The organism is Okeania sp. SIO2C9, assembly GCF_010672455.1.
GTDB lineage: Bacteria > Cyanobacteriota > Cyanobacteriia > Cyanobacteriales > Microcoleaceae > Okeania.
On the sequence record NZ_JAAHGO010000017.1, the window covers coordinates 130,559 to 147,238 of the forward strand.

General features: G+C 35.3%; 13 protein-coding genes and 1 pseudogene. 9 read left to right on the plus strand and 5 right to left on the minus strand.

Annotated features, from left to right (window positions below; genetic code table 11):
* Positions 1-626: 626 nt before the first annotated feature.
* The 8 genes from hoxU (at position 627) to F6K23_RS16250 (ending at position 9,817) form a co-directional block, all read left to right on the plus strand.
* Positions 627-1,343, plus strand: a complete 717-nt coding sequence (hoxU, locus tag F6K23_RS16220) for a bidirectional hydrogenase complex protein HoxU (protein WP_293157356.1) — start codon at positions 627-629, stop codon at positions 1,341-1,343.
* A gap of 238 nt (positions 1,344-1,581) precedes the next feature.
* Positions 1,582-2,133 carry an oxidoreductase gene (locus tag F6K23_RS16225; protein WP_293157359.1) on the plus strand — a complete coding sequence of 184 codons (552 nt, stop codon included), beginning with the start codon at positions 1,582-1,584 and terminating at the stop codon, positions 2,131-2,133.
* A gap of 460 nt (positions 2,134-2,593) precedes the next feature.
* Positions 2,594-2,977 carry a thermonuclease family protein gene (locus tag F6K23_RS16230; protein ID WP_293157362.1) on the plus strand — a complete coding sequence of 128 codons (384 nt, stop codon included), beginning with the start codon at positions 2,594-2,596 and terminating at the stop codon, positions 2,975-2,977.
* Entirely contained in the window at positions 2,971-3,132 is a 162-nt protein-coding gene (locus F6K23_RS41855) for a hypothetical protein (protein ID WP_367267723.1), read from the plus strand. The genes F6K23_RS16230 and F6K23_RS41855 overlap by 7 nt, the downstream gene beginning before the upstream one ends.
* Before the next feature lie 695 nt (positions 3,133-3,827).
* Positions 3,828-5,255 carry a Ni/Fe hydrogenase subunit alpha gene (locus F6K23_RS16235; RefSeq protein WP_293157365.1) on the plus strand — a complete coding sequence of 476 codons (1,428 nt, stop codon included), beginning with the start codon at positions 3,828-3,830 and terminating at the stop codon, positions 5,253-5,255.
* Positions 5,256-7,293: 2,038 nt separating this feature from the next.
* Positions 7,294-7,560, plus strand: coding sequence for a (2Fe-2S) ferredoxin domain-containing protein (locus tag F6K23_RS16240; protein WP_293157368.1), 267 nt, complete (start codon positions 7,294-7,296; stop codon positions 7,558-7,560).
* Positions 7,561-7,566: 6 nt separating this feature from the next.
* Positions 7,567-8,094 carry a PAS domain S-box protein gene (locus tag F6K23_RS16245; protein ID WP_367267721.1) on the plus strand — a complete coding sequence of 176 codons (528 nt, stop codon included), beginning with the start codon at positions 7,567-7,569 and terminating at the stop codon, positions 8,092-8,094.
* Between the two features lie 559 nt (positions 8,095-8,653).
* Positions 8,654-9,817 carry a SpoIIE family protein phosphatase gene (locus tag F6K23_RS16250; protein WP_293157371.1) on the plus strand — a complete coding sequence of 388 codons (1,164 nt, stop codon included), beginning with the start codon at positions 8,654-8,656 and terminating at the stop codon, positions 9,815-9,817.
* A gap of 726 nt (positions 9,818-10,543) precedes the next feature.
* Here the strand turns inward: F6K23_RS16250 and F6K23_RS16255 are convergent.
* The 3 genes from F6K23_RS16255 to F6K23_RS16265 form a co-directional block, all read right to left on the minus strand.
* Positions 10,544-11,152, minus strand: a complete 609-nt coding sequence (locus tag F6K23_RS16255) for a prepilin-type N-terminal cleavage/methylation domain-containing protein (RefSeq protein ID WP_293157373.1) — start codon at positions 11,150-11,152, stop codon at positions 10,544-10,546.
* 201 nt (positions 11,153-11,353) lie between these two features.
* Entirely contained in the window at positions 11,354-11,605 is a 252-nt protein-coding gene (locus tag F6K23_RS16260) for a GUN4 domain-containing protein (protein WP_293157375.1), read from the minus strand.
* Positions 11,580-11,954: a hypothetical protein gene (locus F6K23_RS16265; protein ID WP_293157377.1), complete on the minus strand. Its 375-nt coding sequence runs from the start codon at positions 11,952-11,954 to the stop codon at positions 11,580-11,582. Before F6K23_RS16265 ends, F6K23_RS16260 begins: the two co-directional genes overlap by 26 nt.
* A 361-nt stretch (positions 11,955-12,315) precedes the next feature.
* Here F6K23_RS16265 and F6K23_RS16270 point away from each other — a divergent pair.
* Positions 12,316-12,492, plus strand: a pseudogene (locus F6K23_RS16270) (DJ-1/PfpI family protein); the annotation flags it as partial.
* A 127-nt stretch (positions 12,493-12,619) separates the two neighbouring features.
* Here F6K23_RS16270 and F6K23_RS16275 read toward each other — a convergent pair.
* Together F6K23_RS16275 and rpoD are read right to left on the minus strand one after the other, a co-directional pair.
* On the minus strand, positions 12,620-13,777 hold the full coding sequence (locus tag F6K23_RS16275) for a transposase (protein ID WP_293157380.1): 1,158 nt from the start codon (positions 13,775-13,777) through the stop codon (positions 12,620-12,622).
* A 143-nt stretch (positions 13,778-13,920) separates the two neighbouring features.
* Positions 13,921-15,087: an RNA polymerase sigma factor RpoD gene (rpoD, locus tag F6K23_RS16280; RefSeq protein ID WP_293157383.1), complete on the minus strand. Its 1,167-nt coding sequence runs from the start codon at positions 15,085-15,087 to the stop codon at positions 13,921-13,923.
* Between the last annotated feature and the right edge of the window lie 1,593 nt (positions 15,088-16,680).

Consider the following 16,680-nt stretch of genomic DNA (forward strand, 5'->3'; position numbering starts at 1 on the left):
TATGAAGATACGATCGGGTGTTCTATATACCAGTCGAAGCAGAGAATGCGGATATATCAAGAGCTTCAAACTCAGACAACACAAGATTTTTTTCTGTCTTCTTTGTTCCTTCTGCTATCAGAGTTGAAAAGCTCTGCAATTTTACTTTTACAAGAGGTTTCAATAATTAATTATTAATTATTAATTATTACCTCAAGAGTAAAAACGGATAGGATTGATTCAAAGGAAAAATTTTTCTTGTTTCTCCTTGAAAGGAGAGGATTTAAACCTTAATTATTCGGTAATATCAAATCCGTTTGATTGGACATAAAAAAAATCTTCAATCGTCATAACTACGCTCATCTTTGTGATTCTTTCTACTCCTGATATCATGTCCGTTGGTATCGTTTGTGTAAAAGTTAGCGTGGATATCTACAAGAAATTTAAGTTTTTTCTTGCCTGTTGCCTGTTGCCTGTTGCCTGTTGCCTATTTACTATACAAGACCGATGCTACCGGACATGATATGACTCGGTCCCACTGACTTCCCCTCCTGGGAGCAGTAGAGGTGGGTTGATTCCTAGAGAATTAACCATTCTATAACTGTTTAACCAGACCAGATTTGATATAATTTTAGGAGAAAAAAAATATGTCAGTAAAAACGTTAACTATTGATGGTAATCAAATTGCAGTGGAGGAGGGAACGACTATTCTTGAAGCTGCTAAGGAAGCAGGAGTTCGCATTCCTACTCTCTGTCATTTGGAGGGAGTGAGGGATATTGGTGCTTGTCGGTTGTGTCTGGTGGAAATTTCTGGGGCGAGAAAATTATTGCCTGCTTGCGTAACTCAGGTTGCGGAGGGAATGGAAATTCAGACTCAAACTCAGAAGTTGCAAGAATATCGACGGATGTTGGTGGAGTTGTTATTTTCTGAAGGCAATCATGTTTGTGCAGTTTGTGTTGCGAATGGGAATTGCGAATTGCAAAATATGGCAGTAGAGGTGGGGATGGATCATACTCGGTTTCCCTATCGTTTCCCAGACCGGGCAATGGATCTATCTCACAAGCAGTTTGGTATAGACCATAATCGTTGTATTTTGTGTACTCGTTGCGTGCGGGTTTGTGATGAAATAGAGGGAGCGCACGTTTGGGATGTGGGAAGTCGTGGTGCTGCTTGTTATATTGTTTCTGGTTTGAATCAACCTTGGGGAGAGGTAGATGCTTGTACTGCTTGCGGTAAATGTGTGGATGCTTGTCCCACTGGTGCTATTTTCCGTAAGGGAGCAACGGTAGCTGAAATGGAGCGCGATCGCTCTAAGTTGGAATTTTTGGTCAATGCTAGGGAAAATAAACAATGGACAAGGTGAATGAATTTAGAATTTAGAATGTAGAATTTAGAAGTTAGAAGTCAAATAAAAGGTGTTTTAGAGCAACTCTTGAAATACAGTTAGAAATAAAACTACCTATTCCCTATTCTACAAATTTGAAACATCCTGAAATTACTGTAGCGTCAAAGTTTTGAAGCTATAAAATCATAATGCATGACTTTTGACTTTTGACTTTTGAATTCCGTGAAACGGTACTCTCTAATTAAAGGTATTAATTATGTCGAAAAAAATAAAATTTGCCACTGTTTGGTTGGCTGGATGTTCTGGCTGTCATATGTCGTTTCTCGACTTAGATGAATGGTTGTTTGAACTGGCGAATCATGTCGAGGTTGTTTATAGTCCGGTTGGCAGCGATATTAAAGAATATCCAGAAAATGTAGATGTTTGTTTAGTGGAAGGAGGTATTGCTAATCAGGATAATTTAGAAATAATTTTTGAGGTGAGGAAAAAGACTAAAACTTTAATTTCTTTTGGTGATTGTGCTGTTACTGCAAATGTGCCAGCTATGCGAAATATGTTGGGTGGTACGAAACCTGTTTTAGAAAGAAGTTATTTAGAGTTGGCAGATGAAAGTAAGCAATTACCAAATGCGCCAGGAATTGTACCAGAATTACTTGATAAAGTTCGACCAGTGCATGAAGTTGTTCCAGTGGATATTTTTATGCCTGGATGTCCGCCTTCTGCCGATAGAATTAAGGCAACTTTAGAACCTTTATTAAAGGGTGAAATGCCAAAAATGGCAGGTCGAGAAATGATTAAGTTTGGGTAAAAGAAGGAAGAAGGAAGAAGGACGAAGGAAGAAGGAAGAAGGGAAATTATTATTTTTTCCCCAGTGCGAGCGTCTCGCTCGCCTCCTATAATAATTTACTTAGCTGTAATATTAAATAGAATAATCAACATCTTAAAGAAATAAGAAGGAAGAAGGAAGAAGGAAGAAGGAAGAAGGAAGAAGGAAGAAGGAAGAAGGAAGAAGGGAAATTATTATTTTTTCCCCAGTGCGAGCGTCTCGCTCGCCTCCTATAATAATTTACTTAGCTGTAATATTAAATAGAATAATCAACATCTTAAAGAAATAAGATCTCAAGAGATGCTGAAACGAAAAATTCCTTACCTTTTACCTTCTAAATAATGACAATTTTTAACGCCAACCTACAGATATTTTTTGTTGGGTTGTTCACTGTAAGAGCAAACGGCCGTTTGCCCCTACCCAACCTACTCAAAAAAAACTGATGAAAAAACACAAAATAAGTCTGATTTTAACTGTTATATCCTGTGGAATTTTAATACTTTTATCTCTATTAAATACTCCCCAGTCTTTAGCTACCCAACAAGCAAGAATTTCTCAGATTATTGATGGAGATACTTTAGAAGTTACCATGTCACAATGTCGAATTCCTTGGGAAGGAAATTCACAATTATGTCGGCTACAACTTGCCTGTATTGATGGTCCTGAATATGGAGATAATCCTTTTTTTGAGGCTGCCAAAAGTAGACTTGAAACACTGATTCCTAGAGGTACAATAGTATTAGTTAGTGATACAGGTAAGAGTAGTCGTAAACGGATAGTTTCAGAAGTATTTAAAGGTAATATTCCATTAATTTACAACTGGTAAACGAAGGAAAAGCTTCCCTTTTCTGTAAACATCTAAATGATACTTGTCCTAGTTCAAAAGCTACTTACTTAAATGCTCAAAATTCTGCCAAACAAGCAGGTTTAGGTATCTGGAATTCTCGAAAACCTTGGCAAAAAGCCCGCGTTTTTAATTAGAAGAAAACTGATAAACAAAGTAGAGGTAGCTTTGAGAAATAAATTTTATAATATTCTCAAAACCTAGTGCCGCTACGCGGAAGTTAAAAGTCGTAGGGGCGTTAACGATAGTTATGCGAAGCAAATTGCATTCGCCCTCAAAAATATTGATTGGTAAGGCTTTTAGAATTTTGTAACTGGTTAGTTATTTCTGCCATCCTGCACTAGAGTTTAATTTAAGTAAGTTAGGTTTTGTTTCCTCAAGCAAAACTACTAAAATTACTTTCCTATTTCCTTTTTATCAAGGGCAAATTTTAACGCCAATCTACACATCTTTTTTATTGGGTTGCACTCTCGCTTAACCCAACCTACTAAAATTACTGTAAGCATTCAACTATTAGCGGTCAGCTCTTCCTTTCCTTCGGAATGCTTCCCTACGGAATGCTACGCAAACAGCAATAAAAATGAATGAAGCAAGCACTTGCTTAACTTCTACTACATTTTTAAACAAAGAATTGAAGCACAAGAGCAACGAGCTTAAATTGTCTAGTAAAAGTAATAAAGCTGATAGCTGATAGCTGATAGCTGACCGCTTAATGCTTACAAATTACTTTCCTGTTTCCTTTTCATCACATTAGTTACTTACTCAAAAAAATAGCTTTGACAAATTTCCCAAAATTTAGAGATTATTTATTTAGTAAAGGAGAAAATAAACTATGTCTAAAACAGTAGTCATCGACCCAGTAACTAGAATCGAAGGTCATGCCAAAATATCAGTAATATTAGATGATGCTGGAGAAGTATCTGACTGTAGATTTCATGTCGTAGAATATCGTGGCTTTGAAAAATTCTGTGAAGGGCGACCTTTTACAGAAATGGCAGGAATAACAGCTAGAATTTGTGGAATTTGCCCAGTAAGTCATTTATTAGCCTCTGCTAAAACAGGAGATAAAATTCTCGCGGTGCAAGTTCCTCCCGCGGGAGAAAAATTGCGTCGAATGATGAATTTAGGGCAGTTAACTCAATCCCATGCTTTAAGTTTTTTCCATCTTAGTAGTCCTGATTTTCTATTAGGTTGGGATAGCGACCCTGCTAAACGAAATGTCTTTGGTTTAATGGAGGAAAATCCAGATTTAGCTAGGGCAGGAATTCGACTTCGGCAGTTCGGTCAAACAGTGATTGAATTGTTAGGAGCTAAAAAAATTCATGCTGCTTGGGCAGTACCTGGTGGTGTACGTTCTCCTTTATCTGAAGAGGGACGAGAATGGATAAAAAATCGTCTCCCAGAATCTTTTGAAACTACTAATACTGCGATTAGTTTGTTTAAGGGTTTATTAGACGAACAACTGAAAACTGAAGCGGAAGTTTTTGGTAAATTTCCATCATTATTTATGGGATTAGTTGGCGCAAATGGTGACTGGGAACATTACGGCGGAAAACTACGGTTTACTGATAGTGAAGGTAATATTGTTGCTGATAATTTAAGCGAAGATAATTATCAGGAATTTTTAGGGGAAGCGGTGGAAAGTTGGTCTTATTTGAAGTTTCCTTATTACAAACCAATGGGTTATCCTGATGGAATTTATCGTGTCGGACCTCTTGCTCGTTTAAATGTTTGTTCTCAGATAGGTACAGAAAAAGCAGACCGAGAATTAAAGGAAATGCAAGAGCGGGTAGGTGGTGTTTCTACTTCTTCTTTCTTCTATCATTATGCTCGTTTGATAGAAATTATTGCTTGTTTAGAAAGAATTGAAAAATTGATAGATGACCCGGATATTGTTTCTCCTCGCACTCGTGCCACTGCTGGTATTAACTGCCTCGAAGGAGTGGGAGTTAGTGAAGCGCCAAGAGGTACTTTATTCCATCATTACAAAGTAGATGAAAATGGAATTATTCAGAAAGTAAATATGATTATTGCCACTGGTCAAAATAATCTGGCAATGAATCAAACTGTGACTCAAATAGCCAAACATTATATTCACAATAATCAAATTCCAGAGGGAATGTTAAACAGGGTTGAAGCAGGTATTCGAGCTTACGATCCTTGTCTGAGTTGTTCGACTCATGCAGCGGGTAAAATGCCATTACATATTCAATTAATTGCGGCAAATGGCAATATTTTAGATGAGGTTTATCGAAATTAAAATAAGTCAGAAGGAAGAGGGAAGAAGCAAGAAGCAAGAAGTCAGAAATCTATCAATATAAAATTAGCATCCTAGAAGTATCAGTAGAGGTGAAAATTTACAACTTCCTATGGCTAAAAATATCTTACTCTTGATTTTTTATTGAGGGCAAAGATTGATTTCTGACTTTAGCTATACTCACCTTCTTCTTAGATGAAGTTTATTGCAATTAAAAGAAGTCATAAATCAGAAGGTAAGCATTCAGCTATTAGCTTTCAGCTATCAGCAACAAGACTCTCTCCTTAAAGACAGTGTTTAAATTAATATAGATTTTAAGGGCAAGGGAGCAAATTTTTCTAGTAGGATAATTAATAAAGCTTTTATCGTCAACTAAAAACAATAGCTGATAGCTGATAGCTGACGGTTGAATGCTTACATCAGAAGTCAGAAATGTATCAATATAAAATTAACATCCTAGAAGTATCAGTAGAGGTGAAAATTTCCAACTTCATATCGCCAAAAATACAACATATTCCTCCCATCAGAAGTACAGAGATTAACAATTAAATATTTGTAGTGCGGGCATCTTGCCCGCGATGGGTATATCTCACGCTTAATGGAATCTGCTGTATCTTTCTTTTTGTTTTTTATTGAGAGGAAAGATCGATTTCTGACTTTAGCTATACTCACCTTCTTCTTAGATGAAGTTTATTGCAATTAAAAGAAGTCATAAATCAGAAGTCAGAAATGTATCAATATAAAATTAACATCCTAGAAGTATCAGTAGAGGTGAAAATTTCCAACTTCATATTGCCAAAAATACAACATATTCCTCCCATCAGAAGTAGAGAGATTAACAATTAAATATTTATAGTGAGGCAATCTTGCCATCTTCGGGGTATATCTCACGCTTAATGGAATCTGCTGTATCTTTCTTTTGTAAGCATTTCCTCCGGAATGCTGCGCAAACAGCAGTCAGCTATCAGCTATCAGCTTTATTACCTTTAAGGAGAAAAAACAATTTTATTAAAGCTTCAGAATACGAATATCTGGTTGAGAATGTAGTAGAAATTAAATGAATGCTTGCTTTATTCATTAGACATCTCCAATAATAAAAAATAAAATAATTATCCTACAGCAATTATCAATTCTTTCCCCTTTACTCCCTACTCCCTCTTTTCTGGAAATGTCTATTAAAAAGCTGTTTGCGCAGCATGACCTAGGAAGAGCTGACCGCTAATAGCTGAATGCTTACTTTCTTTTTTTTTATTGAGAGGAAAGATTGACTTCTGAGTTTAGCTATACTCACCTTATCCTTAGATGCAGTTTATGGCAATTAAAAGAAGGAATAAGCAAGAAAATTATCAATATAAAATTAGCATCTAAGAAGTATCAGTAGAAGTTAAAAGTTCTAACTTCCTATGGCTAAAAATATCTTACTCTTGATTTTTTATTTAGGGCAAAAATTGACTTCTTACTTCAAATATACTCACCTGATTCGCTGTTAAAATTTTGTCTTTATTCTCTTGACTTTTTCTTACTAACTATTTTTATACCAAGCGTGAAAAAAGAATGCTATACTTAGGTTAAACTTCAATTATTAAGTAATTAACACAGTTCAATAATGGATAATTGATAATGGATAATTGATAATTACCTCTCCCTAAAAGGAAGAGGATTGACAAATAAGGAAAAAATTTATTTTTTTCCCCTTGAAAGGGGAGGCTTTAAACCTGAATTATTGAATTATTGAATTATTGAATTATTGAATTATTAATTTTTCGGTAAAATAACCTTTTTGATAATTAGCACGCCAATTACTGTTAATTATTCTGATGTTTAATTCTCCCCTACTCCCCTACTCCCCTACTCCCTTACTCCCCTACTCCCCTACTCCCCTACTCAAAAATGAACTATGAAAAAAGAAAATTTATATCCAGGCAAAATAACCTTTTTGATAATTAGCACGCCAATTACTGTTAATTATTCTGATGTTTAATTCTCCCCTACTCCCCCACTCCCTTACTCCCCACTCCCCTACTCCCGAGAAAAATGAACTATGAAAAAAGAAAATTTATATCTTTGTATGGGTTCAGCTTGTCATCAACTAGGAGTTTATGAAGTATTACCAAAACTTCAAAGTATGATTAGCGAATATCACCTAGAAGACAAAATAGAATTAAAAGGTTCATTTTGTTTAGAATCTTGTAGTGATGGAATTGTAATGAAATACAAAAACCAAGTATTCATCAAAATAAACCCCGAAAATATTGAGCAAAAATTCCAATCAGAAATCTTACCCACTATTAATAAACCAAAGGAGTAAATTATTTTGGCTAACGAAAAAAATCTATGGCAAATTCTCTGGGAATATGACCCCAATGGCTTAATTGTTGTTGACACCCAGATGAATATTACTCTAGTTAATCCAGCATTTTGTAAAATGTTTAATGTCAATCAAACAGAGATTATTGGTCAACCAGCATCTATAGTTTTAGAAGATTTAGCAGACTTTCAAAAAGTATGGGAAAAAGATCAAGTAATTCGAGGAAAAGAAAAAAAATATCAACCAGAAAATCAAGCAAATTATGAAGCAGATATTGTATATGTGAAAGAAGTAATTTTTCCCATTCGCGACCAAAATTTAATTGCTTGTATTATGGTTGATATTACCCATGAATGGCAACGAAAACAAGAAATGATTAATCTGAGAAACGAAACAGTTAGTAAAGTAAATGAAGTAGTCGATCATCAGATGAAAGTAGTGCAAGAAATTGCTGGTTTATTAGGAGAAACAACTGCAGAAACAAAAGTCAGTTTATTAAAAATCATCAAAATGGTAAATCAAGAAACTCTCTAATAATTAATAATTAATTATTAATAATTAATTATTACCTCTCCTTGAAAAGAATATTCCGTATTTCAAGCCTCCTTATTGCAGAGGTAGTGATAACTGATAACTGAAATGATACACAGTATCAAATTAGGAGTCAGACATCTAATAACAAAAATTATGTAGCAATATTTTATCAAATTGATATACAGCAGTTTCCGAAGTTATGAGGTACATACATTGATACTTTTAGGGAGTAGGGAGTAGGGAGTAGGGAGTAGAGAAGATGGGAATTAGGGTAGTGAACAAGTAAAAAATATTTACCCTGTCAGTTGTACCGCATTAGTTTGAAATCTGCTGTATATAGCAATCCTAAATCATTTGTGATAATTTGATTAAAATAATTGGGTCTAAAACCCCGCCTTTAAGGCGAAATATTTTTGGAGAGTTGCTCAAATACCCGTTACAAAAATAACTTCTGACTTCTGACTTCTGACTTCGTTAATGCTTCGGTGTTTCTTATTCCCTATTCCCTATTCCCTATTCCCTATTCCCTGTTCTCACAACTCAAATAAGATTGATATAAATGGAAAATTTTTTAGATATTTACAACTTTAGCCTCAATAAAAAAGGCGAAGAATTATGTGGCGACCAAGTTAAATTCCGCAAAGCCGAAAATAAAACTATTATCGTTTTATCTGATGGCTTAGGCAGTGGCGTAAAAGCTAATATTCTAGCCACTTTAACCACAGAAATTTTGATTAATATGTTGAATACTGATGATGTTTCTTTAGAAGATGTAATTGAAACAGTTATTGGTACTTTACCTATTTGTCAAGTTAGAAAAATTGCCTATGCTACCTTTACCGTAATTCAAATTAACTCCAAAAATAATAGCTTTTTAGTAATTAACTTTGATAACCCTCCCGTTTTATATTTTAAAAAAGGTAAATTAGTTCAGTTACAAAACAAAACCGAAAAAATATTAGATAAAAAAATTATTTTCTCTGAAGGAAAACTAGAAAAAGGCGATTTTTTAGGAGCTATTAGTGACGGAGTTTTGTACGCAGGTTTAGGAGTTAGCTTAAATTTTGGTTGGGGTTGGGATAATATTGCTAAATATATCGAATCTTTATTTATCAATCATACTCATACTGCTAGAAATATTGTTCAAAATGTTATTAAAAAAACTCATAATCTCTATGGAGGCAAAATTGGTGATGATGCCTCTTTCGTGGGAATTTATGTGAGAAAGAAAAATCCAGTAATGATATTTACAGGTCCGCCCCTAGATGAAAATAGAGATTTTGAATATGTCGAAAAATTATTAAATTTTCGCGGTCGAAGAGTTGTTTGTGGCGGAACAACTGGAAATATTGTGGCAAGCTTTCTGGGGGAAACTATTGAAATGGATATTACGACGATGACTAAAGAAATGCCACCCATAGGTAAATTAAGTGGAATAGATTTAGTGACCGAAGGAATTTTAACTATTTCCAAATGTGCGGATATTTTGAAAAAGTCTAATTGCGATATTGGTAGGTTGCCTTCAGGAAAAAATGGCGCGGTAATGTTGGCAGAAGAAATATTAGAAGCAGATTCAATTTTATTTTTAGTAGGACAAAAAATTAATGAATTTTATCAAAACCCTTTATTACCGAAAAATATTTCGATTCGTCGTAATTTAATAGAAGATTTAGTTCAATATTTGCGGGAAAAACAGAAAGAAGTAACTATAGAATATTGTTGAAAGTAAGAAGTAAGGTGTTGCTGAAGCGTGTGTATGATAGGGTTTGCTGAATAAAGCCTTTTTTCTGGGGTAGGAGACAGGAGACAGGAGACAGGAGACAGGAGAAATAGGAATTTAGAGGAAGTAGGAGTAAGAATTGTAAGAGTGATTTTTCTGCCCAACTATGCGCCTAAAATACGCTCCTTTTTGAGCGTTTTAGACGTGATACTAGGTACTTTTTTCGACTCCAAAAAAGCTAAAGTCTTTATATGTCAATGCTTTTAAATTTAATCAGCAAGCCCTATGATATTAATCTTAACTACTTAGGAGTCAGGAGGGAATAAAGAAGAAGAAAATTTTTTGTTTAGCTGGTGCACAATATTTACTACTGACCTTTACTACTTAATAAAATCCGGTTATACAGTAATCACAAAATTACTTCCTCATTAATACAAATGTTCTATTGAATATGAATACGAATTTAAAAATTTCATACTTCAAATCCTTTCTTTCTCCGCACCTCTTGACCAAAAAATAAGGTCTCAAACCTCCCCTTTCAAGGGGATGAAAAAAAAATCAAGTTCAATATTTCAAGCCTCTGACTTTAACTAGAGGTACTTATAACTGATAACTGATAACTGAAATGACTCGGTCCTTCTGACTCCTTAGCGATACAATAACAATTACTCGGATTCTATATTAAGGTTTGCTCTCCCTAGAAGGTACTGCTTAGTTTAAATCTGTTTGTCAATCACCATACTCAACGTAATAACCTACTACTTGATGGTCTTCATTCTTGATTCCGGAGGTGTCATTGATTATGTCATTCCAAGCGTTCTCTATAAAATATCCTAGATGAGCGTAGTCTTCTTGACCGTAGAAATCATTCGGTTGGTTAGTGGCAAAATTGTTGTAACCAATTTCTTCACCATTATTCCAAAATACTGTACCAGTTTCCGGTCCTGTTACCCACTGCCAAACTCCTTCTTCTCCAGCATCAGTTGCACCGATCCATCCACCCCAACTGGTAGTAGTAAAGTTAGAAACTATAAAATCTTGTTCTCCTTGAGAGGTAATAGTTGCTAGATATCCCCGTGAACCTTTATAAGAGCGAATTTCAGCCATAACTTTTGCTTTAGTCCAAGTCCATTGACGAGAAACAAACTCATAGCAGTGTCCTGTACCTGAATAACATTCTACTTTTCCTTTCGCTACTTTAACAAAAGATGGTAAGGCAATAGCTGACAATATTGTAATAATTACAACTACTACTAACAATTCAATTAAAGTCACTCCCTGATTGTTTGTTTGTTTGTCTGAGCGCTGTAAAAAAAATCTAGATAAATTCTTCATCATTATCTTCATCTCTAAAATTAAGTCAACAATTTCATTCAATAATGACTTGACAAAGCAAATGACTGTGTAGATTTAAAATTCTGGGTAGAGTTGGCAAATACTACACTTAATTTATGATTGATGTCACCGATCATGTTGGCTTACTCTACAAAAGATTAGACAAACTTTTTTCTGTTGACGACTGAAAAGCTTGTACTTTAATTAAAGTCCACAACGCTGTGGACTTTGAATCCATTCATTACTCATCCAACGGCACTCTCCTCCAACTGCTGGAAGGTGTCCTTTTTTAGGCGCACCCTTAAATGATAGATCGGAGCAGTGATTCCCATCTGACACACTCACATTTTTCCATCCTACTTTTTCTCCCAACTTATTCAATAGTTTTGGCTTGTACTCATTTATTTTTCCACCCAAACTCCGGTAGATGTCAGCTTGTACAGAAAAACCATACATATGTCAAAACTTTATTTAAATCTTCTAGGCGACTAATTTCTATATCTATCTCTCTACCATTACCTTTAGCCTTAATTTTAATAGTCTTACTATAGAGGTTATTACCTAAATATCTAACTAAAGCTTTGAAGTTTTTAGCATTAATTTCTGTTGTGAGAACTCCTACTAAAAAACCGCCTATACTTTTAGCGCCAGGTTGGGCTATTTCTATTGGCATTAACTCTGCTTTTTGAACGCCATCAAATTTTTCTATTTCCTGCCGCATATTCTCGGTATCTGTTTGGAGCTGTCGATCTTCTAATTGTGAGTCAGATAAAGTAATTATTAGTTGAATATTTTCTGCCGACATAATCTCTAATTGTTAGTTTTAAGGATTAAAATTACTAAACAAAAGTAGAAAAAAATATGCTTTGTAGGGGAGTTTTATAGAACATTTCTACAATTTGCTTGACCCCTCTTGAGATGGCCTAAAATATAAAAACTATTCATATAGGCCAAGATAAACCACTATCGATATAATTTTTATATTCTAACTCATTAAATCAGAATGATTAATAATACTACAGCAGCTTTTAGTTAGTCGAATAGAATATCCATTCTGACTCCTGAATTCTTCCTTGAGAATATTAGTATTTCACAATTGAGCCATTAAGATTCATAATTATAGAAGCTTTAATTAGTAAAATCAATAATTAAGAAGAGTTAGAAATATGGCAGCAAAAAAAATTCTGATGCTGGTAGGCGACTATGTAGAAGACTATGAAGTAATGGTACCTTTTCAAGCATTACAAATGGTCGGTCACACAGTACACGCTGTATGTCCTGACAAAACTTCCGGTCAAACTATCAAAACCGCTATTCACGACTTTGAAGGCGACCAGACCTTTGACATCCTCTCCCGTTAAATCAAAGATTATAACGAGGGATTCCCAAACCTCACGATTTAGGGTTACTGCTTGAGTGGCACTTATCTAGACTGTTGCCAGCCCCCGACAGTACGCCTACACAGTCAATTTATGCTACGATCTGCCCGACCGCAGTAATACCTCGATGACAAATCACTTTTGCTGCTGCCACATCCCGGTTGATTTCGTATTGGCATTCAGGACATTTATGGATACGTTCAGACAAATCTTTTTTACCTGTATGCGCTCCACAATTTGGACAAATTTGACTCGTATATCTGTAGTCTACCTTGCCAAAATAAACTCCTCGTTTCCTACATACCCAAGCCAATATATTGAAAAACTGACCGAACCCTGCATCTAAAGTATGTTTACCTAACATTCCTTTAGCCCAAGTTTTCAAGTCTAGGTCTTCCACAAATATCATTCCTGCTTGGTCACACAAATGATGAGCTAGCTTAAAGTGAAAGTCTTTTCGGATGTCTGAGATTTTTTGATGAAGTCTTGCTATCTTTTGGTTAAGTTTATGTCGATTTGCCGATCCCTTAGATTTTAACTTTAATCTACGTTGCAGTAATTTTAACTCGCTTTGTAGTTGGCTTAAAAACTTTGGACGTTCAATCAATTCACCATCAGAGGTTGCTAAGAATTTATCAAGTCCAATATCAATTCCTAACGGATGTCCTGAAGCAGGGGTATCCGGAACACTGACGGGACTTTGCAAGGATAACATGGCAAAATACCCACTTGCTCGTCTGACAACCCTCACCTGTTTCAGTTTAAATCCTTCTGGTATTGGTCTAGATAATCTCACCCGAACTAATCCAATTTGGGGTAGTTTTATATACTCATTTGAGATGGGATTACTCTTAAACTGAGGGAAGACAAAGGACCTCATTCTGTACTTGTTCTTAAAGCGAGGAAAACCATAACCTTGCTCTTTCATGTTGCTAAATGCCTTTTCCAAATTCTTGAGAACTTGCTGTAAGACTTGGGCATTTGTTCTTTTCAGCTCTGGGTTAGTAATCTTAGCTTTTGTTAAGTTGGTCGCTTGTATTTTGTAGTTAGGGTAAGGTGTATCCCCAGGGATTATGTACTCTTGATGTAATGAACAACAATTGACGGCACATTTCCTACTGTTAATCCAGTCTTTGCGCTCTCTCAAGGCATAATTCCACACTTTTCTACAGACTGCCAGCATATCTTCTATGATGGCAATCTGTTGCTGAGAAGGGATTAACTTAAATTCGTAGGTTAGTGTGATCATGTCCCTATTGTATCATCATTCTATCTCAATGGAGTGCTTATTCTTTATTTGGTCGCGATTCATCTCCCGGTAAATCGGAGATTATACCGGGAGTCCTCACTCGCTCCATTTTTGATAGATAACCAACTAACTTCCCAACTTCTCTAACGGATATATTCTTTGAGGATACTATTACGATTTGGATGTCGTAACTTCCTGAGAGCTTTTGCTTCAATTTGTCGAATCCGCTCGCGAGTCACATTAAATATTTGACCAATCTCTTCCAAAGTTTTCATTCGACCATCATCCAAACCATATCGTAAGCGTAATACATCCCTTTCCCGTGGACTTAGACTATTTAAAACACTTTCCAAATCTTCTCGTAGTAAATTTTTGGATACTTGGTCTTCAGGAGTTTCCCCATCTGACTCAATGAAATCTCCAAGTCGAGAATCTTCTTCTTTTCCAATCGGAGTTTCCAGAGATATTGGCAGTTGAGCTGACTTAGCAATAAAACGCAACTTTTCAATGGTCATTTCCATGTGAGTTGCTATTTCTTCTTCTGTAGGTTTACGACCCATTTCTTGAGAAAGAAGTTTGGTAGTTTTCTTAATCCGGGATATAGTTTCATACAAATGGACTGGTAGACGAATAGTACGAGATTGGTCTGCGATCGCTCTGGTAATAGCTTGACGTATCCACCAAGTTGCATAGGTACTAAATTTATAACCCTTTTCATGGTCAAATTTTTCGGCGGCTCGAATTAATCCCAAACTACCTTCTTGAATCAAATCTTGGAATGACAAACCTCGATTCATGTACTTTTTGGCGATCGAAACCACTAGACGCAGGTTAGACTGTACCATCTTTTCTTTAGCTCTACGCCCAAGTATCAAGCGACGCTTAAACTTAAGCAACTCCATATCTACAGCATCTGCCCACTCACTAACTTGTGGTTCCCGGTCTAAATGGTACATTAGTTCTTCTCGAATGCGCTCCAATTCCAGTAAATCTGCAATTTTACGCGCCAGTTCGATTTCTTCATCAGCTCTTAATAGCCTAATTCGTCCTATTTCTTGTAGATAAAGGCGAATAGAATCTTCAGTGTAATGCTTTTTTTTGCCCGCAGCCGCAGTCTTAGTACGAGACTTAGCAACTTTACCAGACTTCAGGTAGTTCTCATCAGACTGAGCATCTGTATATCCTTCTCTCTGTGTAATTAAGATTTCTAACTCATTATCTGGTTGTCTGGCTGGGGTTTGCGGAAACAATTCGCTAGGATCTAGCTCAGGCTGAATTTTGGTTTCGATTACATTGTTAGTCTGGATCATGTCGCGTTCCTCATGCTCCTTAAATTGAAGAATAAATTACTTTACAGAAGTTTTCTGTCTATCTTAAGACAGTATAGCTAGTGACCAAACCTGTATGGTTTATGTTTTTTCTTGGAAATTGGGCAGTTCGCTAAGTAAGCTTTGAATAAATAGATATTGATTCAGGACTTACTTTATTGATATTGAACTTTTTTTTCCTCGTATTTAGAGTGTTAGATTCTGACTAGTAGTAGTGCCAAAATCATTATCCTCATCCTCACTAAACTGTTTTGTAGCTGCTCTTGCGTCTCACAGGCCAATGCTCTGTTGGGGACATTCTTAAAAGAATGTTCGTCACTCAAGACGATTTAAGTCTTACTCAGCCTTTCTGGTTCTGACAAACCTTTATCTCCTCAGTGAGAAGAACCCGCATAGTCACCTTTTTTTCCCATAACTTACTTTTGCGTAAGTATATAGATGGTAAAAATTTTTACTAGTAGACAAGTATGAACTATTCTGGAACTTTTACCTGTCTGACTATGTATTTGCGTTTAGTCTGTTCCTCATATTTTACTGATAACTTGAGCTACAGTAACAGTCTTTCTTTGTCGGATTAGAGTCATAACTCTACTTTCTAGTTGCCTGTCTGAATGTTAGTTAGTTGGGTAGGAATCTACCATACTGAGAGTCTGATCGTAACCTAGCATTGTGTTTGAAGCTTTAGGCTATCTAAATATGTTAGTAAAATAACTTAAGCTTTCAGCCTATTAACAATTAAAAGAAACTGACACAAGCAATCTCAAATTAATGTATCAGCTACTCATTATCAAAAATGACAACTATTTAGACATGAAGGGTGTACCTCATAGTTGTCCCCCTTTCTCTTCCCACTTTATGAGGTAAGAATTTAGATGAGGGTTTTCATTTCTCATCTAATAGATGAAAAATAACACGCTCACCATAAACCTTTTATTCAATCCCAGAAAGGGATGAACTATAGTTATTATTTTTTTCTATTACACCTCCTTTTTTTCTTAGCATCTACTCTTACTATTACATCTCCTATGAATCTTAGGGTTGGTTGGTAAGATTTCTAGGTGACTATTTTTATTAGTTTAATGCTAGCAATAATCCTTACATTAATTACCTCCGCTATTTATCATGTTGAATTTAGAGAAGTATTGCTAGTTTTTTCAAACATAGAACTTAATTTTAACTATAGATAAAAATTTTGCCAAACTGTTGACCGCTAATATTTTCAAGACTTGTTGGTTCAGTATTCTTACTGATTCCTATATTATTATAATTAATTTTACTCTATCTGCCATATTTGAAGTCTAATTGGGGACAAACTAAGTACTTTCTAGTCTAACAACTTAATTCGAGCAAAAGTCACTCTTAATTATCCTCATACTTATGATTTTTTTGTAGTTACGGTCATTACAGATCTATCTTTGTTGTTTATTCTTCTGTAATCTAACACAGATTAATTAATTATTTGAATTTTCATGTTAATTCTCACACTGGGGTATCTATACTTTTAAATAATACCAAATTTCTATATTTGTAATTTGTTAACTGTTTTATTGTAACTTTGGAGCTAACCTGTGAGCA

Coding starts and splice junctions, on each gene's coding strand:
- F6K23_RS16260 (WP_293157375.1), bottom strand. CDS start 11,605: ATGTATGGTTTTTCTGTACAAGCTGACATCTACCGGAGTTTGGGTGGA.
- F6K23_RS16235 (WP_293157365.1), top strand. CDS start 3,828: ATGTCTAAAACAGTAGTCATCGACCCAGTAACTAGAATCGAAGGTCAT.
- rpoD (WP_293157383.1), bottom strand. CDS start 15,087: ATGATCCAGACTAACAATGTAATCGAAACCAAAATTCAGCCTGAGCTA.
- F6K23_RS16275 (WP_293157380.1), bottom strand. CDS start 13,777: ATGATCACACTAACCTACGAATTTAAGTTAATCCCTTCTCAGCAACAG.
- F6K23_RS16225 (WP_293157359.1), top strand. CDS start 1,582: ATGTCGAAAAAAATAAAATTTGCCACTGTTTGGTTGGCTGGATGTTCT.
- F6K23_RS16230 (WP_293157362.1), top strand. CDS start 2,594: ATGAAAAAACACAAAATAAGTCTGATTTTAACTGTTATATCCTGTGGA.
- F6K23_RS16255 (WP_293157373.1), bottom strand. CDS start 11,152: ATGATGAAGAATTTATCTAGATTTTTTTTACAGCGCTCAGACAAACAA.
- hoxU (WP_293157356.1), top strand. CDS start 627: ATGTCAGTAAAAACGTTAACTATTGATGGTAATCAAATTGCAGTGGAG.
- F6K23_RS16265 (WP_293157377.1), bottom strand. CDS start 11,954: ATGTCGGCAGAAAATATTCAACTAATAATTACTTTATCTGACTCACAA.
- F6K23_RS16250 (WP_293157371.1), top strand. CDS start 8,654: ATGGAAAATTTTTTAGATATTTACAACTTTAGCCTCAATAAAAAAGGC.
- F6K23_RS16240 (WP_293157368.1), top strand. CDS start 7,294: ATGAAAAAAGAAAATTTATATCTTTGTATGGGTTCAGCTTGTCATCAA.